This is a genomic window from Streptococcus sp. HMSC076C09 (assembly GCF_001837905.1).
In the GTDB taxonomy this organism is placed as follows: Bacteria; Bacillota; Bacilli; order Lactobacillales; family Streptococcaceae; genus Streptococcus; species Streptococcus parasanguinis_I.
In genome coordinates, this window is record NZ_KV834606.1 from 99,746 (window position 1) to 122,267 (window position 22,522).

Annotated in this window: 19 protein-coding genes; 16 read left to right on the plus strand and 3 right to left on the minus strand. The window is 41.0% G+C overall.

Going from position 1 to position 22,522, the window contains the following annotated elements; translation table 11 throughout:
• The first annotated feature begins 128 nt into the window (after positions 1-128).
• The 12 genes from HMPREF2704_RS00535 (at position 129) to HMPREF2704_RS00590 (ending at position 15,281) form a co-directional block, all read left to right on the plus strand.
• A complete protein-coding gene (locus tag HMPREF2704_RS00535) occupies positions 129-506 on the plus strand; it encodes a YbgA family protein (RefSeq protein ID WP_070845346.1) in 378 nt (125 codons plus the stop codon).
• Positions 507-872 carry a TIGR02328 family protein gene (locus HMPREF2704_RS00540; protein ID WP_070845348.1) on the plus strand — a complete coding sequence of 122 codons (366 nt, stop codon included), beginning with the start codon at positions 507-509 and terminating at the stop codon, positions 870-872. It begins immediately after the preceding gene.
• 127 nt (positions 873-999) lie between these two features.
• Positions 1,000-3,993, plus strand: a complete 2,994-nt coding sequence (locus tag HMPREF2704_RS00545) for a type I restriction endonuclease subunit R (RefSeq protein ID WP_070845476.1) — start codon at positions 1,000-1,002, stop codon at positions 3,991-3,993.
• Positions 3,994-4,176: 183 nt separating this feature from the next.
• Positions 4,177-6,903, plus strand: a complete 2,727-nt coding sequence (locus HMPREF2704_RS00550) for an ATP-dependent DNA helicase (protein WP_070845350.1) — start codon at positions 4,177-4,179, stop codon at positions 6,901-6,903.
• A 20-nt stretch (positions 6,904-6,923) separates the two neighbouring features.
• Complete coding sequence (locus tag HMPREF2704_RS00555) at positions 6,924-8,162, plus strand: restriction endonuclease subunit S (protein WP_083324071.1); 1,239 nt, start codon at positions 6,924-6,926, stop codon at positions 8,160-8,162.
• A 14-nt stretch (positions 8,163-8,176) separates the two neighbouring features.
• The gene (locus tag HMPREF2704_RS00560) at positions 8,177-10,033 is read left to right on the plus strand and encodes a P-loop NTPase fold protein (protein WP_070845354.1); all 1,857 of its coding nucleotides are present in this window, start codon (positions 8,177-8,179) and stop codon (positions 10,031-10,033) included.
• A gap of 191 nt (positions 10,034-10,224) precedes the next feature.
• Positions 10,225-10,590 (plus strand): type II toxin-antitoxin system RelE/ParE family toxin, encoded by a 366-nt coding sequence (locus tag HMPREF2704_RS00565; protein WP_061604877.1) that lies wholly within the window; start codon positions 10,225-10,227, stop codon positions 10,588-10,590.
• Entirely contained in the window at positions 10,580-10,873 is a 294-nt protein-coding gene (locus HMPREF2704_RS00570; RefSeq protein WP_021144391.1) for a helix-turn-helix domain-containing protein, read from the plus strand. Before HMPREF2704_RS00565 ends, HMPREF2704_RS00570 begins: the two co-directional genes overlap by 11 nt.
• Positions 10,874-10,894: 21 nt before the next feature.
• Positions 10,895-12,496 carry a type I restriction-modification system subunit M gene (locus HMPREF2704_RS00575; RefSeq protein WP_070845356.1) on the plus strand — a complete coding sequence of 534 codons (1,602 nt, stop codon included), beginning with the start codon at positions 10,895-10,897 and terminating at the stop codon, positions 12,494-12,496.
• 112 nt (positions 12,497-12,608) lie between these two features.
• Complete coding sequence (locus HMPREF2704_RS00580) at positions 12,609-13,496, plus strand: Rpn family recombination-promoting nuclease/putative transposase (RefSeq protein WP_070845358.1); 888 nt, start codon at positions 12,609-12,611, stop codon at positions 13,494-13,496.
• 153 nt (positions 13,497-13,649) lie between these two features.
• On the plus strand, positions 13,650-14,573 hold the full coding sequence (locus HMPREF2704_RS00585) for an L-lactate dehydrogenase (protein ID WP_013903259.1): 924 nt from the start codon (positions 13,650-13,652) through the stop codon (positions 14,571-14,573).
• Positions 14,574-14,741: 168 nt separating this feature from the next.
• Entirely contained in the window at positions 14,742-15,281 is a 540-nt protein-coding gene (locus HMPREF2704_RS00590; protein ID WP_070845360.1) for an NADPH-dependent FMN reductase, read from the plus strand.
• Between the two features lie 28 nt (positions 15,282-15,309).
• Here the strand turns inward: HMPREF2704_RS00590 and HMPREF2704_RS00595 are convergent, their stop codons facing one another.
• From HMPREF2704_RS00595 to HMPREF2704_RS00600, 3 genes are all read right to left on the minus strand, one after another.
• Positions 15,310-16,005 carry a VIT1/CCC1 transporter family protein gene (locus HMPREF2704_RS00595; RefSeq protein ID WP_070845362.1) on the minus strand — a complete coding sequence of 232 codons (696 nt, stop codon included), beginning with the start codon at positions 16,003-16,005 and terminating at the stop codon, positions 15,310-15,312.
• 173 nt (positions 16,006-16,178) lie between these two features.
• Entirely contained in the window at positions 16,179-16,301 is a 123-nt protein-coding gene (locus HMPREF2704_RS11445; RefSeq protein ID WP_256317999.1) for a hypothetical protein, read from the minus strand.
• Positions 16,288-17,682 carry an MFS transporter gene (locus HMPREF2704_RS00600; RefSeq protein WP_049498471.1) on the minus strand — a complete coding sequence of 465 codons (1,395 nt, stop codon included), beginning with the start codon at positions 17,680-17,682 and terminating at the stop codon, positions 16,288-16,290. The genes HMPREF2704_RS11445 and HMPREF2704_RS00600 overlap by 14 nt, the downstream gene beginning before the upstream one ends.
• A gap of 331 nt (positions 17,683-18,013) precedes the next feature.
• On the opposite strand from HMPREF2704_RS00600, the gene HMPREF2704_RS00605 reads away from it, so the two are divergent.
• The 4 genes from HMPREF2704_RS00605 (at position 18,014) to HMPREF2704_RS00620 (ending at position 22,127) form a co-directional block, all read left to right on the plus strand.
• Positions 18,014-19,306 (plus strand): PTS transporter subunit EIIC, encoded by a 1,293-nt coding sequence (locus HMPREF2704_RS00605; protein ID WP_070845364.1) that lies wholly within the window; start codon positions 18,014-18,016, stop codon positions 19,304-19,306.
• On the plus strand, positions 19,293-20,150 hold the full coding sequence (locus HMPREF2704_RS00610; RefSeq protein WP_070845367.1) for an alpha/beta hydrolase: 858 nt from the start codon (positions 19,293-19,295) through the stop codon (positions 20,148-20,150). The genes HMPREF2704_RS00605 and HMPREF2704_RS00610 overlap by 14 nt, the downstream gene beginning before the upstream one ends.
• Positions 20,151-20,233: 83 nt before the next feature.
• Positions 20,234-21,352, plus strand: a complete 1,119-nt coding sequence (locus HMPREF2704_RS00615; protein WP_070465503.1) for a DUF4767 domain-containing protein — start codon at positions 20,234-20,236, stop codon at positions 21,350-21,352.
• A 211-nt stretch (positions 21,353-21,563) separates the two neighbouring features.
• Positions 21,564-22,127: a hypothetical protein gene (locus HMPREF2704_RS00620; RefSeq protein WP_049522699.1), complete on the plus strand. Its 564-nt coding sequence runs from the start codon at positions 21,564-21,566 to the stop codon at positions 22,125-22,127.
• Positions 22,128-22,522 lie beyond the last annotated feature (395 nt).

The window sequence follows — 22,522 nt, forward strand, 5'->3', positions numbered from 1 at the left end:
GTCTTGCTCGACAATCCAAAGAAAATTGAGAGGCCAGGACTTTTGTCCCAGCCTCTTTTTGATAGAATGAATCATTTCCATGGTATAATGGGAGGACTATTCATAGAGAAGATCAAAAGGAGACACGAGTGGATCAAAAACATCACTGCCAAGTCCTATGGGCGAAAAATAAGTACCTGGTGCTGAGTCATTCCAGTAATATCTACAAGGAAATCCGGGAATACCTCAAGCAAGACCAGGTGGAGGTCAGCCACGTCGAGGACCTGATCCAGCAAGCGCTGGCCTTGCCGGAAAATCGTGGCCAGGTCTCTAATGCCTTCCAGCATATCTGGGGCTATTTCAAAAAGCAGGCGACTCCTGAAGAAAAGGCGGACTTTATGCTGCTACTTGAGAAATACCAGCATGGCCAAGCCCAGCAAGAAGATCTGATCAAGGGAATCCAGACTCTCCTTGAGCGCTACCCGAATCGCTACTTACAAGATTCAACGCTACTAGGAGGTCAATAGATGAGACTCTGGCACCAAGACTTGATTCCCAAACTCCCTCGTCCCCAGCTCCTGGGTCAACACCGGGAATGCTGTGCCCTTCGAGGCAATGGCTGGGGCAAGAAGCACGCGACGGTCAACTATGTCTTTGACTACTCGCCCTATCGCCTCTATGCCTATCACCGCCTGATCATGGAGGAGATGACTGCACGTGGCTACAAGGTCAGCCCAGAGTGGTGGGAGCCGACCTACCGAGGCAAGACCTGCCCAGCCTATCCAGAGCTGGAAGAGGAAGCCTTGAGCACCCCTATCTATCCCGAGCACCAGGATACTTATCTCAAAGAATGTCTAGACAATCTAGCAGAAAAAGGGATCCAACTAGACTAAGAAAGAACGAACCAGATCAGGTTCGTTTTTTTGCGCGAAAAACCAACAAAATGCTTTGAAAGCGTTAATTTCTTTCCCAAACATGCTATAATAATAGGAGATTATGCACAAGGAAAAGGATAGACGGATGAAGGCAGTAGCAACTCCAGAACTTGAGATTGAAAGACAGTTGATCCAGCAGTTGGCATCAGGAGAGAGTCAGTGGACTTATCGCGATGATCTCAAGAACGAAGACCAGTTATGGGACAATTTCTTTGACAAGCTCGCGCAAAACAATGTCGCCTTGCTGGCGGACCATCCCTTGACCGACCAAGAAAAGCGCCAGATCAAGAACCAGCTCAACTTTGTCAGCTATTATGAAGCGGCCAAGTGGCTTGCTGGTGAAAATGGGATCGCCAAGGTTGAAGTCCAGCGAGAAGATGCTAGTCTAGGGACCATCCGTCTAGCGGTCATCTGGCGGGAGAATATCGCAGCCGGTAAGTCGAGCTATGAAGTGGTCAACCAAGTCGAAAGCGCCAAGGCTTATCCGCTAGACCAGGATCGACGGCTCGATACGACCCTTCTGATCAATGGCCTACCTCTCATCCATATCGAACTTAAGAGTCCACGAGTGGCCTTTCTAGATGCCTTTCATCAGATTAAAAAGTACGACCGTGAAGGCAAGTTTCGGGGCATATATTCCAGCTTGCAGATGTTTGTCGTGACCAATAAAATTGACACACGCTATATCGCTGCAGCCCGTGAAAGCAAGCTAAATAAGCAATTCCTGACCAAGTGGGTGGACAAGGACAACCAACCCATGATCGATCTCAATAGTTTTGCTCATGAGGTCCTCTCCATCCCCCGGGCCCACCAGATGGTCATGCAGTACTCGGTCATCGACGATAGCAAGAAAGCCATCATCCTCCTGCGTCCCTACCAGATCCATGCCATCGAGGCCGTGCAGGAAGCCTCTCGCCGTCAAGAGTCGGGCTATATCTGGCATACGACCGGTTCAGGTAAGACCCTGACCTCTTACAAGGTAGCGCGCAATCTCTTGCAGATCCCAGCCATTCAAAAGACCATTTTTGTCGTCGACCGCAGAGACCTGGACCAGCAGACGACTTCGTCCTTCCTCTCTTATGCGGCCAATGATGTCATCGACATCGACGAGACGGACAATACCCATGAGCTGGTCAAGCGCCTAGGAGGCAAAGACAAGCGCGTGGTAGTCACGACCATTCAGAAAATCACGACCATGATGCGTAAGTTCGAAGAAGGAAAGTACCAGCGGGATGCCGGGAAGATCAAGGACCTGCGCGTGGCCTTTGTCGTGGATGAGTGCCATCGGGCGGTCACCCCACAGACGCAAAAAGAGATCAAGGCCTACTTCAAAAACTCTCTCTGGTACGGTTTTACAGGGACTCCGATCTTTAAGGAAAACAAACGCAAACAAGTGGGAGACCTGGCTCAGACCACCCACCAACAATATGGCGATCGCCTGCATGAATACACGGTCAAGGAAGCCATCCATGATGGAGCGGTTCTGGGCTTTAAGGTCGACTATCGCAATACCATCATTTCAGATCTCCTAGAAGAAGAGATCCCAGACCAGGCCTATGAGGACAAGGAGCACATGCTAGAAGTCCTCGATGCCATCCTCAATAAGAGCCAGCAACAGCTCAATATCCCTAAAGGGGTCGGAAAGAGCTATGAGGCTATCTTGACGGTCAAGTCCATCCCACGAGCACAGGCTTATTATAATTTGCTCAAGAGCATCCTCGCTGGCAAGGAGCGGGTCAAAGTTTCCGAGCGGGTCAAACAATACCTACCAGATTTTCCAAAATTTACCATCACCTACTCAGTATCTGAAAATGAGGAAGAATCCATCGGCTACCAAGACCACATGAAGCAGGTCATGGAGGACTACAACCAAGAGTTTGGTACGCATTTTAGCCTGGCGGATCTGCGGGGCTTTAATAGCGATGTCAACAATCGCCTAGCCAGAAAGCAGGACAAGTACCTCTACCGCAATGAGCAGTTGGATCTGGTCATCGTGGTCGACCGTCTCTTGACGGGCTTTGATGCACCTTGTCTTTCTACACTCTTTATCGATCGCAAGCCTATGCGCCCACAGGACTTGATCCAGGCCTTCAGCCGGACCAATCGGATCTTTGATGACAAGAAGCACTTCGGCCATATCATCACTTTCCAGCGCCCTCAAGCCTTTAAGGAAGCCGTCGACAATGCCCTCAAGCTCTACTCCAATGGAGGAGAAAATGAGGTCCTAGCACCAAGCTGGGAAGAAGAGAAGCGCAACTTCTTAAAAGCCTGGGCAGAGTTTAAAGGCCAAGTCACAGACTTGGAAGAAGAAGGAGTCGCCCTCGAGCAGGCCCCAACAGCCCAGCTCCGTAAGGTCGCTAAAGCCTATCAGGTCTTTGACAAGTACCAAGCCTCGATCCGCGTCTACTCGGAGTATGATAAGGAAGAGATCTATCGGGAAACAGGCCTCAGCGACAGTCAGCTCGAAGCCTATCTGGGCCTCTATCAAAATATCCTGGCAGAGATCAAGAGCAGGGATCCAGAAGTGGACAGCGAAGACGAGCTGGATATCCACTATGAGCTGGAGTCTGTCCAAGTCGATGAGATCAACTATGCCTATATCCTCACGCTGATCCAGAGTATGATCCAGCAGGAGGAAAATGACGAGCAGACCCTGAGTGACAAGGATATCGCAACCGTGGACAGCTATATCGAGAGCCTGAACCGGACCAATCCAAGCCTAGCGGAGATCATCCAAAACCTCTGGACCCAAGTCCAAGAAGAACCCGAACGCTACCGAGGACAATCCATCACCGGAGTTTTGGACCAGATGATCGAATCCATCATCGATAGCCATATCGTAAGCTTCGCCAAAAAGTGGTATATCGGAGCCGACGAACTCCGCTACTATATCCAACACTACCGCAAAGGCGCCAAAAAACAAGCCGGCGAAAGCCAGCTCACCAAGAGCCAACGCTACAAAGACTATAAGGCAGAAGTAGCAGATGCCCTCAACCCACTCAGCTACAAAAAACAAATCAAAGAAGCCTATACCCAACTGATCGAAGAGGTGATTGAACCACTGAGAGTGGGGAGGTAGGAAAAATTATCATTGACTTGAGGGAACTCTTTCATCAAACTTACAAATTAATCTCATAATGAATAATTCATTTTTACAGAAGATAAGTAAAATTAAAGATAATACTATACAAATGATTAAGAATAGAGAAATTTCAATTGATCAAGAGTATGAGAGTGTATTACTATGCTGGGAGTATGTACTATGAAAATTGATAAACATATTTTAGTTATTGATAAAAATATTTGCAAAAATATTAAACTTATAAAGGCGACTGGAGAACGGGGCTTTTCTTCACAAAATATTATGAATGAGCTGAGGAATTTTGTAGAACATATCGCCCTTAAAATATATAATCATGATAACGATGTAGACTTAGAATGGAATTTTGATAACTTGGATTTAGGGAAAAAATATATTTATGAGAATGCAAATTATATTTTTTTAAGGAAATTTCATCAATTCCTTCAGCCTTCAGCATCTCATTATACTCTTGGCGAGAATAATTCAGAGAGATTAATGCTTAAATATTATGAATATCTGCTTAAAATTAAAATTTTTTTGAATAATAATTATGGATTTTATGTATTAGAAAATCTTAATGACTTTCCACTTAATATGGATACAATGTCTGAGGAATATTATTCTAGAATAGCTAATGTTATTGATAATCCTATTTACCCTATTTCTTTTAACGAAAGATACTACATACAGAAAATCAAACCATTTTTCATTAATCAAAAGATTTATTATGAAGTAACATATACTAGTACAGATGGGGACCATAATAAATTTGAAAGAATCACAGCATATACCAATAAAGAGATACTGTCCAATTATGCAACAAAGCTATATATTCGAACAGAAAAAATTAATATATATGGTTCACCTCTCACAATATTAGTAATCGATGATTGGGAAGTCTCTATTCGACCATGTGAATTTAAATCTCTGAGTTCTATTCTAAAAATGGGGAATGATGAGATTAAATCTTCTCATGTGGAATATCAGATTCTTATGTCATTTTTGAAAAGATATCAAATGAATTTAGTTGATATTATAGAGTTAAATCAGGAATTATATTTAAAGACAAGAGCTTATATCAATAAAAAATCGAAGGTATCCTATATTTTTAACATATTAGATGAAGTTAGGACAATAGTTCAGGAAAAGAAGCCTGGTTTTAACATTCTGAAATACTTGTTATTCCATATGAATAATAGAGTTTTAAAAAATCAATATTATTATGATATTCATCCTCATAATCAGTATGAGGGAGGAAATATAAAATTATCAGGTTTACGGTTAAAATGGGGGTGTATTCCTTTTGATGAAATGCCATTTTGTACATCTTTAGTAAACCATAATCCCAAAATATATGATTTGTTAGAATGTATTGATGATAAAGGTAAAGACTATGAATTTCTGGCTAGGCTAGTAAAAAACAATACTGAAGTTCGTGGGAAACTGTACACTTTGATAGAAGAGTTACCAGAAGATTATTCTGAAAGAGTTGACGAATTAGTAAATCAGTATAATAGAAAAATAATTAGCAATCATTCAGGTAGGAAGCTGAAAGTAGAAAGGGGACAAATTTTTATTTCACAATATGAAATAGATGCGCTTGAAATATTAAATACGTTAAAAGAATTTTCAGGTCATAATAATATCAATCATTCTCAATCAGTCGAAAAGTGGCTAGAAGAGAACGGAGATAGTATAGATGATTCTTACAAAAAAGAAAAACTAACTTCGCTTTTTTCTAATTCAGCGGTAGCTTTAGTTTATGGTTCTGCTGGAACAGGTAAAACATACTTTATAAATCATATTGCACAATTTTTTAATTCAGCTGATAAATTATTTTTAGCTGTAACTCATACAGCGGTTGAAAATTTGAAGAGAAGAATTAATTCATCGAATTGCACTTTTTCGACAATTCAAAGTATCATACATAAAGCAGACATAAAGTGTGATATATTATTTGTTGATGAGTGTAGTACGGTAAGTAATGCTGACATGGCTAAATTATTGAGGAACATTTCTTGTAAATTTCTTGTTTTAGTGGGGGATGTTTTTCAAATTGAAGCAATCCAGTTTGGAAATTGGTTCGAACTTGCTAAGGAATTCATAAAAGTTGAAGCAATAGTAGAATTAAATATACCATTTAGGACCCAAGATGGTGGTTTGATTGAAGTTTGGAATAAAGTAAGAAAAATTGAACCTGACATTATGGAGCATTTATCAAGAAATAACCTAAGTTTCCCATTGGATGAAAGTATATTTGAAAAAGTGCATGATGACGAAATTATTTTAAGTTTGAATTATGATGGTATTTATGGAATTAATAACATCAATAGACTTTTACAAGCGGCTAATCCAAACCCAGGTTTTGAATGGAATTCACAGCTTTATAAAATTAATGATCCTATAGTTTTTAATGAGACAGGTAGATTTAATGGGGTACTATATAATAATTTAAAAGGTGTTATCCAAGATATTCAAGTAATTGATGATAGAATTTCTTTTACTATAGAATTACTAGATGTTGTTCTAAATGGCTTGGACGTTTCTGATAGTGAATTAGAGCTTATAGGTAACAGTAGCTCCAAAAACTCTATTGTCAGATTTTATGTAAATAAGTATAGTAGTACAGATGAGGATTTAGAAGATAACTCAGTAACTGTACCATTTCAAGTATCATATGCAATTTCAATTCATAAGGCTCAAGGTTTGGAATATGAATCTGTAAAAATTGTTATCACAAATGAAGTCGATGAACAAATTAATCATAACATACTATATACCGCTATGACTCGGACAAAAAAATATCTCAAATTGTATTGGAGTCCAGAGACTGAGAACAAAATAATCTCACGTTTAGAGAGGAAAGATATTAATAAAGATGTTATTTTATTAAGAATGAAGTTATAGTATAGAAAAGAGGTCTGTTTATTAAGATGGGAAATAAAAAAATTCCTAAAATTAGATTCAACAATTCCAAAATTGATTGGCAACAAGTAAAATTTAAAAATTTGCTTAATTCAGAAGAGGGAATTAGACGTGGTCCATTTGGTAGTGCTTTAAAAAAAGAATTATTTGTTCAAAATAGCGAGTATGTAGTCTATGAACAGCAAAATGCGATTTATGATCACTTTAACACTAGATATAGAATCTCAGAAGAAAAGTATCATGAACTAAAGAAATTTATATTGTTACCTGGTGACTTTATTATGAGTGGTGCTGGTACTATTGGAAAAATTTCACTAGTACCTGAGGGAATTGAGAAAGGTGTGTTTAATCAAGCTCTAATCAGATTAAGAGTTAATAAAAACACTGATAAGGAATTCTTTTTACAATGGATGAGATCACCAGAAATGCAAAACAAGATAACAAAAGCTAACCCAGCATCAGCAATGGTAAATTTGGTACCGATGTCTGAGGTGAAAGAATGGGATGTTATTATTCCATCTCTAGACGAACAATCCGCTATTGGCTCTCTTTTCCGCACCCTCGATGACCTTCTGGCCAGCTACAAGGACAATCTTGCCAACTACCAATCTCTCAAGGTGACCATGCTCTCCAAGATGTTTCCCAAAGCTGGACAGACCGTTCCTGAGATTCGTTTGGATGGATTTGAAGGTGAGTGGGAAGAAAAGAAATTAGGTAGTTTAGGCTCTGTTGCTATGAATAAACGTATTTTTAAAGATGAAACTAGCGACTATGGTGATATTCCTTTCTACAAGATTGGAACATTTGGAGGAACTGCCGATTCTTTTATCACAAAAGAAAAATTCAAAGAGTATAAAGAAAAATATCCTTATCCTGAAATAGGTGATATCCTCATATCTGCATCTGGTAGTATTGGCAGAACGGTTGTATACAATGGTGAAGATGCTTATTATCAAGATTCAAATATTGTATGGTTAAAGCATGATCAGCAATTAGATAACTCATATTTGAAGCAATATTATGGAATAATAAAATGGTCTGGAATTGAGGGAACAACAATAAAGCGGCTATACAATAAGAATATATTAGAAACGAATATCTTTTTACCTCCGAGTGTATACGAACAACAAGCCATCGGTTCCTATTTCTCTAACCTCGATAACCTCATCGCTGCTCACCAAGAAAAAATTTCTCAGCTAGAAACTCTCAAAAAGAAACTCTTACAAGATATGTTCATTTAACAAGGGAGTAAAATATGGACGAAAAATTCATAGTATTAGAACATATAGATACCTCAAATGCAGCGAAAAATTTTTCTAATTTACTTAGTGAGAGTAGAACATACTTTTTGAACGGTAGTTGGGGATCAGGTAAGACAGAATTTTTAAATGAGGTCAAGAAAAATTCACAACAAAAATTTATTACGGTTGATTTTTGGAGATTAACTGATACCCGAACAACTATTGAGATAGCATTTTCAAAACTGCACCCTTTTATTTATTGGTGTATAAGAATATTTGTCGTTTTATTAGTCGCTGTTTCACTTTTGATGACTAATATTGTTGATATAGGATTAAGTGATTATTTTGGTGACTTAAAACCTCTGTTTTTGAAACTAGGAGGAGTAGTTGCATTAATAGTTGCAATATGGCAAGTATTTAAGAAGAAATCAGATGAACTATACTGTTTCTTACTAAATAAAATGTCGAAATCTTCGAAAGTCTTGATTATAGATGATTTTGATAGAATGTCGGAGAAGCAACAAGAAGAAAGTTACAAACTTTTTAGTTTAATAAATGGCAAATTACCCATTGTTTTTGTTGGTGATATTCAAAGAGTATATTTAAAAGATGATAATTATTTATCAAAGATTATTGATCGACAAATTGAATTGCCAATTGTGTTGCATTCTTCTAATATTTGGAAAGAGTACTTTATTACTTTAGAAAATAAATTTAATCTAGTTTTATCAAATGATTTTAAGAAAAGAATTAGTTCGGACAATAGAAATTTACGAGATAGATTTCGCTTTAATGATTATGTGAATCAAGAATTTTTCTCCAGGGGAAAATTGGGCCATGTCCAAATTGAACAACAGCTTTGGATAATTTATGCTTATCTTTTCTATCCAGAATTTTATAATAAGCTTTTAGAAAACAAAAAGATTGAAATTTCAAAAGATGAAAAAGTTGATATTACAGAATTGATTAGTTTTGGTTTTACGATTAAAGAAACTTTTGTTGACATTCAACAAAAGGACAATAAACAGTATCCTTTATGTTTTGCCAAAAATAGAAAGGGATATTTACTTTATGAAGAACCGTTAAATAGAACTAAAGAGGAGTTAGATACTTTATTCAAAGATGATTCGAAAGAGTTAAGAAGAGAGTTAAGAATTTCTGATAATTCAACAGATTTTTATCAATACCTTGCATATCAATTCAGAACTTTCTCTTATAAAAAGAAAAAAGAATTACTAAACATAGTTATATCTGAATCTCTAAAATATTATGATAGTCCTGCAATGGATTACATTGTTCAAGGTGTTCTAAATGATTATTTACCAATATATAAAAGATCTCCTCTAACAGATGAAACAAGAGCTAAAATTGTTGAAAAGTGGGAAGAAATACTTAAGGAAAAAGGTTTAGACCAATCAGAAATAATATATTTCATTGAAAAGCATGGAATACTTAGTTTTCATGATTTAGGACTATATTATACAGATTTAGAACTAAATACTGAGTACTATAGAAAATTAAAACGCAAAGATTTTTTCCTAATAACTTATCTGTGTTCAGTTGATAAATCTGGTAAATTTGAAGAGTGGGATCATTATATATGGGAAGCTCTAGATTGTTTTAGTGATAGAGAATTTTTATCATTTTGGATACTACAATCAATCGTTTCCAATGGAATGGGATTTGGTAGTTATGATGTAATTCCCGAAAATAAGAAATATATTATTTGGACTAGAAGGTATCTATCATCTCATGAATATGTAGATTACAATGATACTGTAATCTCAAAAATTAATGATAGAATTTGTAAAATGAAATCAAATGGATACACATTTATTAAAGAAATAAAGAAAGAAAATTTAATAGAATAAAACTTTTAAAAGATATGTTTATCTAACCTTCAAAAATCCCCTTTATCAGCATCCATAAGCACATCCTTTTTCGAATAGTATAAGTGAACCCCTTTGATCCTTTCAAAGGGTGCTCCTTAGTATTTAATAACTTAAAAGTATTTACTTTTAATAACTTTAGAGTTATAATAAATTCGAAAAGAGGTTGCTTTGTGCACGCTATTTATTTTTATAAGGACAAACAAGGGAATCAACCGGTCTTGGACTACATGAGGGAGCTGGCTCGTCGTGATAATAAGGACAGCCGGATCAAACTCAACAAGCTCAATGACTATATCGAACTGTTGAGCCAGCAGGGAACACGTGCTGGCCAACCCTACATCAAGCATCTGGATGCGGAGATCTGGGAGTTGAGACCCTTGCGGGATCGGATTTTATTCGTGGCTTGGCTGGATGGGAGCTTTGTCTTACTACATCCTTTTGTCAAAAAGACGCAAAAGACACCTAGACGAGAGATAGAGAAAGCCAAGCGGGAGTTGCAAGATTTGAAGGAAAGAGGGCTAAGAGATGAAGAATAGTGCCATCGGCAGCAATTGGAAAGATGTGAGAGCAGAGCTCTTCACCAAGGAAGAAATCCTGGAAAGTGATCTGCGGGTCGCGATTATGACAGAGCTGATCGAAGCTCGGCATGAAAAGGGCATTAGCCAAAAGAAACTAGAGGAACTCAGTGGAGTCAGTCAACCGGTCATCGCTCGGATGGAGACAGGCAAGACCAGTCCTCAATTGGACACGGTCTTGAAAGTCTTAGCCAGTCTGGGCAAGACCCTCGCCGTCGTCCCACTGGAACAAGAAAAGGTTTAAAAGAAATCAGAAAGAATTACTATGGAAACAACTCAAACCTCCCAGTCGCTCTACCAAGCTCTGTGGAACTCAGCGGATGTGCTCCGCTCTAAGATGGATGCCAATGACTATAAGTCTTACCTTTTGGGGATGATCTTTTACAAATACCTCTCAGATAAGTTGCTCTTCTTCGTGGCGGAGACCATGGAGGAGGAGACAGAGAGTCTGGATGAAGCCTTGGCGCTTTACCGGTCCTACTATGAGGATTCAGACTCTCAAGAGGACTTGATCTCCGTCATCACCGATGAGCTCAACTATGTCATCAAGCCAGACTTGACTTTTACGGCCTTAGTGGACCGGGTCAATGAAGGGACCTTCCAGCTGGAAGATCTAGCTCAGGGCTTCCGAGACATCGAGCAAAGTGATGACCTCTATGAGAATCTCTTTGAGGACATTGATCTCTATTCCAAGAAACTAGGGGCGACACCTCAAAAGCAAAACCAGCTAGTGGCTGCGGTTATGAAAGAGCTGGCTGTACTAGATGTGGCAGGTCATGCGGGTGATATGCTTGGGGATGCTTATGAGTACTTGATCAGTCAGTTTGCGACTGACTCTGGTAAGAAGGCAGGAGAGTTCTATACGCCCCAGCCTGTAGCCAAGCTCATGACACAGATTGCCTTTTTAGGGCGTGAAGACGAGCAAGGCTTTACTATCTACGATGCCACCATGGGATCAGGATCGCTCTTGCTCAATGCCAAGAAGTTTTCTCACCAGCCTCAAACCGTCCAGTACTTTGGTCAGGAGCTCAATACCTCTACCTATAACCTAGCTCGGATGAACATGATCCTACATGGGGTCCCGGTGGAAAACCAGTTCTTGCACAATGCCGATACGCTGGACGAAGACTGGCCGACCCAAGAGCCGACCAACTTTGATGGGGTTCTCATGAACCCTCCATACTCTGCTAAGTGGTCCGCAAGCTCTGGTTTCCTCCAAGATCCTCGCTTCTCCCCATTTGGTAAGCTCGCGCCTCAGTCCAAGGCAGACTTCGCCTTTCTCTTGCATGGTTACTATCACTTGAAACAAGATAATGGTGTGATGGCCATCGTCCTTCCTCACGGGGTCCTTTTCCGTGGCAATGCGGAAGGAACCATTCGCAAGGCCTTGCTAGAAGAAGGGGCCATTGATACGGTGATCGGTCTTCCTGCCAATATCTTCTTCAATACCAGCATCCCAACGACGGTCATCATTCTCAAAAAGAACAGGACCAATCGGGACGTTTACTTTATCGATGCTTCTAAGGAATTTGACAAGGGCAAGAACCAGAATATCATGACGGATGCCCATATCGAGAAGATTCTCCAGGCTTATAAGAGTAGAGAGGATATGGATAAGTTCGCCCATCTGGCTAGCTTCGAGGAAATCGTTGAGAATGACTACAACCTCAATATCCCGCGCTATGTGGACACCTTTGAGGAAGAAGAAGTAGAGCCACTGACAGATATCGTGGCTAAGATCAACCAAACCAACGCCACTATTGAGACCCAGACAGCCTCCCTCCTAGACATGCTCAGCCAGCTACATGGAACGACACCTGAAGCCGACGCCGAACTCAAGAAATTTGTCGAGGAGTTTAAGGGGTAAGGTATGAGGAGATGGTAGTAGTGAAAGAATATTCCTTTCGATATTCCCAATTTTTTTCGAATTATAGAAGTAGAGGGACCTTCCCTCTATTTTTTATCGAAAAGGAGCAGGGATGCAAAAGAGACACGCGCATGTATCGCCGACCTTGGACATTATGGCCAAGAAGATTTTTAGTTTGCCGGAGGTGACGACGGCTTTTATTCGAGACATTTTGGAGCTGGATGTGGCGGACGCTCAGATTGTGGAGGGAAGCCAGCCCCATAGCATGGCCTATGAGGAGGACGACTTGTTCTCCACTGCGGTGGATGTGAGAGCCAAGCTCCATGATGGAACCGAGGTGATCATCGAGATCCAGATTCGCAAGCAGCAGTATTTCTTAAATCGGTTCCATTATTATTTGGCCAATCAGCTGGTGGAGAATGTGCAAAAACTGCGCCAGCAAGGACAGACACATAAGATGTACGAGCAGATGGAGCCCGTCTATGGGATTGCGATTTTGGAGAAGTCGCTCTTACTGGACGAAGAGGCTGCCATCAATAAATACTGGCTGACCAATAGCCGGTCTGGCAAGCAACTCAAGGCCTATTATAAAAATGGCAAGCACCAAAATCTTCTGCAGGTTGCCTTTTTAGAGCTAGACAAGTATAATAAAGATGAGAAGCTGACAGATGCAGGCAGACAGTGGCTGGAGTTTTTTGGGAATCTTCCCTTTACAAAAGCTCCCAGTCAGGCTGTGGCTCATGCAGATGCATTATTAGATTCATCTAGCTGGACCAAGGAGGAGAAGACCATGATAGACGAGCGGATTCGGATTCAAGAAAATTATGATATGACCCTGGAGACGGCGATTGACGAAGCGCGAGAAGAAGGTTTAGTACAAGGGCTGGAACAAGGACGTAAACAGTTGGTATGCGAGATGGTCTCACGAGGAATGTCGCCTGATCTTATATCGGAGATGACGGGCTTAACCATTGAAGAAATTGAGGCTCTTCTTTCCTGAGTCGTTAACGGAGGCATCGCCTCTTTTCTTTTTTGAAAAAACTTGAAAATTTTCCTATTTTTTCAATCCGCCTTTCTAGAATTGTGGTAGAATAGAGTCAACAAAGAGCTATCCTCACCAACAGTGTGATCGATACTAGAAAAGAGGATTCTGATGACAAGAAAAATTGGTATTATTGGTTTGGGGCATGTGGGTGCGACCTTGGCCCACAGCATGATTTTGAAACACACCTGTGATCACTTGGTCTTGATTGATACCAATGAGAAAAAGGTCAAGGCAGATGCCTTGGATTTCTGTGATACGGTTGCCAATACAGGGTATCCGGTTCATATCACGGTCAATGACTACGCGGCTTTAAAAGATGCGGATGTTGTGGTGTCGACTCTTGGAAATATCGAGTTGCAGGCTAACAACACAGATGACCGTTTTGCGGAGCTTCCCTTTACCAGTAAGCAAGTGGTGCAAGTGGCGCGTGATTTGAAGGCTTCTGGCTTTAGCGGGGTCTTATTGGTAGTGACCAATCCGGTCGATGCAGTCACTCAACTCTATCAACAATATACCGGCCTTCCAAAAGAGCAGGTGATTGGGACAGGGACCTTACTGGATACAGCTCGGATGAAGCGCGCAGTCGCTGATCGTTTGCAGGTTTCTCCTGCTAGTGTATCAGGCTACAACCTCGGTGAGCATGGGAATTCTCAATTTGTCGCTTGGAGTCAGGTCCGTGTCAAAGGACATGCTATTACCGATCTCTTCTCTCAAGAAGAGCTGGACGCCATTAACTACGAATCCTTGCGTGGTGGTCATACTGTCTTTTTTGGTAAATTCTATACCAACTTTGGGATTGCAGCAGCAGCCCAACGCTTAGCAGAAGCTGTGATCAATGATAGCCACGAGGAAATGCCGGTGTCTAACTATCGTCCAGAATATGGAACCTATCTTGGCTATCCAGCGATTGTAGGTCGAAAAGGAATTCTTGAACGATTGGACTTGCATTTGACAGAAGAAGAAAAAGAAAAATTACTCCATTCAGCCGAAACTATCAAGGAAAACACACGAAAAGGGCTGGAGCATGCATAAAAGAGAGGAGGCTGGGACAAAAGTCCTAGCCTTTTAATTGTCTTAGCCCTTGCTTAGTGAATTTAATAAAGCTTAGTAAATTCCAAGTTGTAATTCTTGACATTACATCTAGGGCATGTATAATAGTTAATATAACAAATATTCTTACAACAGAAAGAGAAAGCAACTATGAGAAACATTTTATTTATCGTCGGATCCCTTCGTCAAGGATCTTTCAACCATCAAATGGCCCAGAAAGCAGAAAGCCTTCTTGAAGGAAAAGCAACGGTGACTTACTTGGACTACAAGGGCATCCCAATGATGAACCAAGATTTGGAAACGCCAACCTTGCCAGCTGTGCAAGCAGCGCGTGATGCAGTCCTTGCTGCGGATGCCATCTGGATCTTCTCACCAGTCTACAACTTTGCCATTCCAGGTGTAGTGAAAAACCTGATCGACTGGCTCAGCCGTGCGCTTGACCTATCAGAAACACGTGGTCCATCTGCCCTCCAAGACAAGATCGTAACCGTCTCTTCAGTCGCTAATGCAGGACACGAGCCAATGTTTGCGGCTTACCAAGCACTCTTACCATTCGTTCGGACTCAAGTGGTTGGAGAGTTTACTGGAACAACCGTTAACCCAGAAGCTTGGGAAACAGGTGAATTGGTCTTGACAGATGAAGCAGTCGCAGGATTGGAAAAACAAGCCCAAGCCTTATTAGAAGCATAAGAAAAGCTGAGACAGAAGTCTCAGCTTTTTAGATACTAAAGAGTTGTCCGAAGAAGTATGTCACACCCATGGTGAGAAGGCCAATGATGAGATTGCGAAGCATGGCTTGCTTGGTTGGTGCTTTTCCCAGTTTCGCACTGGTATAGCCAGTGAAGATTAAGGATAGTCCAACAACGAAGACCGTCACCGGAATGCGATAGGCAGTTGGAAAGAGAATAATAGAGAGCATTGGAGGAAGGGAACCAACAGAAAAAGCAAGGAAGCTAGAGGCAGCAGCATGCCAAGGATTGGTAAACTCCTCGTATTCGATACCATATTTCTCTTCAACCAGGGCTTTGAGAGGATGTTTCAGAAATGCCCGCTCTGTTAGAATTTTTGCTGAAGTTTCACATTCTCCATTTTCAAGATAAGCATGGTAGAGAGAGTCTCTAGCTAACTTTGGATCGCGATCCAACAAGGCTTGTTCACGGTTAACAGCGGCCTCTTCCGTGTCTTTTTGTGTGGAAACAGAGACATATTCACCGCCCGCCATCGAAAAGGCACCTGCCAGAATCGCAGACAAGCCAGATAGGAAAATGATCCAGATGTTTGGTGTGGCACTGGCCACCCCAATCACCACTCCAGCGATAGAAATGATTCCATCATTGGCCCCTAGAACCGCAGCTCTCAAAATATTCAAGCGATCGCTAAATGATTCATCTACTCCATGTTTTATTTCAGTCATACAATGTCTCCTTTTCCTTATTTAGAATGATTATAAATAAAATACAGAAAGAAATCAAGGATTTTAACTCAAATGATAAAAGTTAGACAATTTAATGGAACCTTTTAGTTGTAAAATTTGACATTACAAGCAAAATGGAGAGAGAATTTGACATACACCTATCCTATCAAGGTTTATTTAGCAGAAGTGCATAATTTTTGAGGATCCTGATGGCATTCTAACGCGAGTGCGGAAAGGATAACAAAAAACAGCAGGCTTCCTGCTGTTTTTTGACGAGATAAATTAGTTGGTTTCATTATCTTTTCCCACAACCCAAAATAAGAGAAGGAGTTGGAAGATACCTAAGGCAAATAAGACCATAAAACCGTTGCGACTTCCTTTAGCAGTTGCTTGGGTGAAGTCCATCTTTTGATTAGCTTGGCTCATGGCAACGATCAAGGAAGCCAGGGTTGTTCCGACAGCGCCTGCAAATTGTTGCAGGGTGTTAAAGATCGCGTTCGCATCGGGTTGCTCTTCCAGAGACAGTTGTTTTTGTCCGTTGGTCATAATATTGCCAAAGGCTAGACCCATACCGGTCATGAAGATCATGTAAAAGACAAGAATCAAGACATTTGATAACTTCAAGCCAAAGAGTGTGAAGAAGAAATGAGCCAGAAGGATCAAAACAGCTCCAAGGAGAATTGGTCTGCGGGCGCCTAGTTTATCTAAAATGAGACCGGAGAAAGGAGCAAAGCCAGCTCCGATGATGGCTCCTGGAAGCAGCATCAAAGCTGCAAGTGTGGTGTTAGAGTGGTTGACCAACTGGATATAATTGGGCAAGAGGAAACTCATGGCCAGAGAACCTAATTGGAAAGTGAAAAAGGCAAGAACATGGCCAGTGAGGAGATGGTTCTTTAAGATGGCAAGGTTGATAATGGGATTCTCCAACTGATTGGACCGCCAGACTAAGAGAACCAGTCCCAAGATTCCGATCATCAGCCAGCCAAGGACAGAAAAACTAAAGAAAGCATGATCAGAAAGACCGTGAATCCCTAAAATCAAGCCTAAAAATGAAGCAATAATAGCGAGAAGGCTCATGATATCAAGGGTTTCTCGCTTGACTATACTGATTTGTTCAATGGAGCGAAGTCCTGCAACTAGCGAAGCTAGAAGGATCGGGAATTGAACCAAGAAGATGGAACGCCAGCCAAAGTTAGCTGTCAAGAGACCACCGACAGTAGGCCCAATGGCGGGAGCGATAGCTGTAATCAGGGTCCCCACTCCCATCATGAGACCAATCTTGCGTTTTGGGACCTGCTCTAAAATGATATTAAACATCAGAGGAAGGGCAAAACCAACCCCCATTCCTTGGACCAATCGACCCAAAACCACAAAGCCAAAACTTGGAGCTAGGAAGTCAATGAGAACACCTAAAACAGATAGGAGATTTCCAACTAAAAAGATGGACTTCATTTTAAAAGAGCGTTTGAGGTAGGCAGATAAGGGGACTACACAGGCAACCACTAGAAGATAGATGGTGGTGACCCACTGGACGGTTGCGGTATTGATCTCAAATTCCTTCATCAATATTGGGAAGGTGATATTCATGGCAGTTTCTCCAGCCACCCCGCAAAAGGAAAGGATCCCTGTTGCAAAAATAGCGTAGAGGACCTTGGCTGAAATTTTTTCTTGTGACATAGACGTCTGATTCCTCCTAAATCTTCCTAAAGATATGGACTTTGGTATAAAATCGGATGAAAATCCATGGAAACGATTTGATTTTCCGTCAGCTCCAATCGCTAGGAGCATAGCACGACCAACGGTAACCTGATCCATCGTTTTGTTAGCTAACAAATAGTATAGAGGAAATGAAGACCCCTGTCAAAGAGTTTTTCAAAAATTATGAAAATTTTAAAAGTATTCTCAACAGATGGTAAGTTTTCAAATGAAAGGGACTGCTCACCACTATGATATAATAAGAAGAAAGCAGTAAACGTGAAGAAGTCAATCAACTCGAACAGGAGGCCCCATGACCAAGTATTTAGTCCAGAAGTTTTTCTGGTTACGAGAAAAAAGTTTGATTCAAATTTCCCAGAAAACCCTGGTTTCCTTATTTCCTTTTTTCCTATTTTCTGGAATCATTCGGGTGATCGCTCTATCGGTCTTCTCCGATCGAGGCTATATCCATCAGCTCTTTTCGATGGATAGCTGGTTGCCATGGGATCAGGCCATTAGTCAAGTCCTCATTAATTTTTCCAATTTTTTAGGAGGTCTAGCTGGGCCTTTAGCGACCTACTTCGCTGGGAAATATACAGCTGGGCACTATGGTAGAAGTACGGGGACAGCCGGCGTGACTGCTCTTTTGGTTAGCTTGATTGTAGGGTCTCAGGAATTGTTGGTGGGACCACTCAATGATGGGCAACTGACAAGAATTAACTTACCTGCGACGACCAATATCCTCTTAGCCATTGTTTTAGGCTATCTAATCGGACAGATCTTTCGACTATCCAAGGCTAGTGACGACCAGATTGTGGACAAAGACTTTATCTATCAGCCCAAGACTGTGCGTCCCATTTTCTTGTCCTTGGTTCTAGGGGTTAGCCTGAATATTCTCCTCCTTCTTGGCAATCAGTACCGTATTTTTCAAATGATCGGTCAATTCTTTAGTTTTCTGACTCAAAGCAGTCATCATCTCCTGTCTACCTTTGTCATGGGGTTCTTCAGTGGCTTATCAGCTTGGGTCGGCAACAGTCAGGCTTTTGCCCTAAACTCAATTGTGGATGACAGTTTTGCTTTAGAAAATCTGAATTACGCTGTGACCCATCATACAACGACGGGGATTCCTCATCTCTATACTTTGACCAATTTGTATCGGAGTTTTGGCATGGTAGCTGGAATTGGCGCTGTCCTAGCACTTTTGGTAGCGATCTTACTGGTCTCCCACAGTCGAAAGGACAAGAAAGTCAGTCTCCTCAGTATTTTTCCAGGCCTCTTTAATAACGGTGCCCCCTTCATGGTAGGGATTCCGGTCCTGCTCAATCTTCTATATGTGATTCCCTTCTTATTGATCCCCTTGGTCAATATGGCCATCGCTGCTGTGGCTTTGTGCTTTAAGCTGATGCCAGCAGCCGTCTATCCAGTGCCAGATGGGACTCCGAGCCTTCTCTATGCTTTCATTGGAACGGGAGGAAGTCTGAGAGCCTTAGCTGTGAGTATACTTTGTTTTGCGATAGACGTGCTCCTTTATCTACCATTTGTCCGCATGGGAAATCGTATTCGAAAAGATCTAAAAGTGAAAGGAGAAAGCGATGAAAGTCTCTAAAAAAACAGCCATCGTCCTCACTTTGGTCTGTCTTTTCTTGATCGGTTTAGCCATACCTTCTTATAGCTGGACTCGAACCAATGTTTCAAAAATCGAGAAATTTTATAATTCCAAACTGTCGCCCATCATCATGATTCCAGGAAGCTCAGCAACAGAGGACCGCTTTGATGGCTTGGTGACCAAGCTCAACCAAGGCCGCCAAGGCACCAAGCACAGTCTTCTCAAGCTCAAGGTATGGAATGATGGGAATATCACCTATAGCGGTAGTATTGATGCCAAGGACAATGAACCAGTGATTGTGGTTGGTTTTGAAAACAACAAAGATGGCTATAGCAATATTAAAAAGCAGGCTAAACTATTCAATCAAGCCTTTGAAGCCCTTCAAGAAAAATACAATTTTAATAATTTCAAGGGCTTGGGTCATTCCAACGGTGGCTTGATTTATACAGCCTTTATTGAAAATTATCTGGGGGATTATGATATCGATCTCAAGACCCTCATGACCATCGGAACTCCCTACAATTTCACGGAGACCAATATCAAAAATAAATCTGAGATGTTGGCCGATTTTATCAAGGGAAAAGAAGCCATTCCTAGTACCCTCCATATGTATTCAGTAGCAGGGACCATCACCTATGATTCCGATGAGTTGGTCCCAGATGCCAGTGTTTCTGCTGGGAAATATATCTACCAAAACCAAGCTGCTAGTTATACGGAGATCACAGTGACGGGGGAAGATGCCCAGCACTCGGACCTTCCAACCAATGATGAGGTGGTTGCCTTGGTGAAAGAGCATATTGAAAGTCAAACGGATCGTAGAACTAAACCAAATAAAGAAAACTAAGTGTGAAGAAGGGATTCCGTCCTCACACTTTTTTTAGTATAATAAAGTTTAGTATGAAAATAAGGGAGACTAAAGGAGATCAGATGAAAAGAAAACATTGGATCCAGTTGGGATTAGTGGCTTCAAGTATGGTCTTGTTAACAGGATGTTACCAGAGATACCAGCGGCAGTCCAGTCCTAAAAAAGAGGTTGCAACGAGCCAGACTTCAGCAAAGAAACAAGCGAAAAAAGCAGATAACAAACAATTATACCAGTCTGTTTTTTCAGACTACCAAAAGATTTTTGCTACTTCAAAGGATTTGGATGCCATTTCCAAATTGAATGATGAATTAGCCAAAGAAGATCGGATGATCAATAGCTGGGTGATCGAGACGGTCATCAATCAGCCAGAAGCTGTTCGCTATGCCTTTAAGGACTTAAATAACGATGGGGTAGATGAGATGATCATCGCCAATCAGCAGACCGATGGAAGCTACTTTGCGACAGGAGTCTACTACCTCAAGGAGCAAAAACCGACTCTACTAGCTGAAGGTTTCGTCGCTGGACACGGTGGAGCGCGCAATGCGACGACCCTCTATCAGGGAGGAGAAGTCTTAGAAGTCAGCTGGATGTCAGGAACTGGCCGTGGTGTAGCCGTGCTTTCACAAATAGAAAAGACACCTCAAGCCGCGACAAAAGTCCAAGAAGAAGAAGTTCAGGTACCTGGGTCAGATCTGAATGCTCTCTTTGGAAAATCTGATGAGGATAAACTGGACCTCAAGAGTTTTGACTGGCAAACCTTTGAAAGCACACCATCAGGAGGCGATACCCAAAGCCAGGAGAAAACACCTTGGAATGCTGAAAAATCAGAAAAATTAGCAGAATTTATGAAGACCTGGGGCGAAAAGATGGGGCAACCCAACTACCAAAAAGGCATAGCTGGCGGTGATGTAGGACCAGATAACCTCTATACTCTAGGGGACAATAGCAAGATGGATGCTATTTATACAGATACTGGCCAAGGAAATGCAAAATACCGCATTGTAGAACGCTATAGCAATTGGGACAAGTATCCAGATGTGCATAGTTATTTCTTTGCCATTACGGATACGGGAGAAGCCATTGTCTTTCATTCGCCAACGACCAATGGTGGAAAGATGTACCTAAAACCAACAGATAACAAGGAACTTCAAGAAGAATTTACGCAACTGCTTCATCAATAAAAAAAGAAAAAACCAGGAAACGACTGTTTTTCTGGTTTTGTTTATTTAATTTATGAATAAAAATACAAAATAAACGATATTTTTGGGATGGAAAATATGTTAAAAACTAGTGATAATTAGTGATATAAACGCATTTGGAAGCAGAAAATGTTTGACAATTAAAGGAAAATCATTTAAAATATATTCATTCTTTATTTATAGGAGAAAAAATATGAAAAAACTTCTTACAGCCGGTGTGGCTCTCTTGTCCGTTGCAACCTTAGCAGCATGTTCTGGTAAAACTGCTTCAGAATCATCAAGCAAAGATGCTAAAGCTTCTTCTAGCAAAGTAGAAAAATCATCTACTTCAAAAAGCAAATCAAGCAGTTCATCAAAAACTTCAAAATCAGCATCCTCTTCTGTTGAAATTCCAGAAATTGTCTTGTTGACTGATGAAGAAATTGATAATGCCAAAACACTTGGTGACATGAAAACCATTTATGGAAAAATGATTGACAACTACACAAAATATGTCAAAGAGATTGGGGATAAGATGCCCGAGTCTGGTAAAGATGCCTATAATCAGCAAGTAGCTCCTGGGATCCAATCTATGGAAACTGCAAGAAAAACATTTAACGATACACTTTCAGCTGCAGGTTCTGATGATACAGTTGTTCCTGAACAAGCTCGTAGTCAATTCGCACAACAATTGAAAAATGCTCGCGATATTGCCCAAAAAGCTCTTGAAGGTGCTTATCAATCAATTGCACCATTGCTCTCTTCATCAGCCGAATAATTCATAAATGAAAATGAGAGTGGGACAGAAATCGGTAATTCGTTAGAATTCGATTTCGTCGTCCCACCTCCGCACAGTTGAGTAGGGCTGTAAAAGCTGATGAAATCAGCGTAGTAGAGCCCACTCAACCACTGCGTCTTGCTCGACAATCCAAAGAAAATTAAGAGGCTAGGACTTTTGTCCCAGCCTGTTTTTTCGCTTTCTTACAAAAATGTAAGAAATAAAGGGGAAAATGTAAGGTTATGTTATGGTGAAAGCGTTTCAGTTTTAGTACAATAGACTTGTAAAAAACGATTGAAGCTTTTATCGAGCTAGAAAGGAATGGACCATGACCCTACTAGACGTTCAACATATCAAAAAAATCTACAAAACCCGCTTTCAAGGAACGCAGGTTG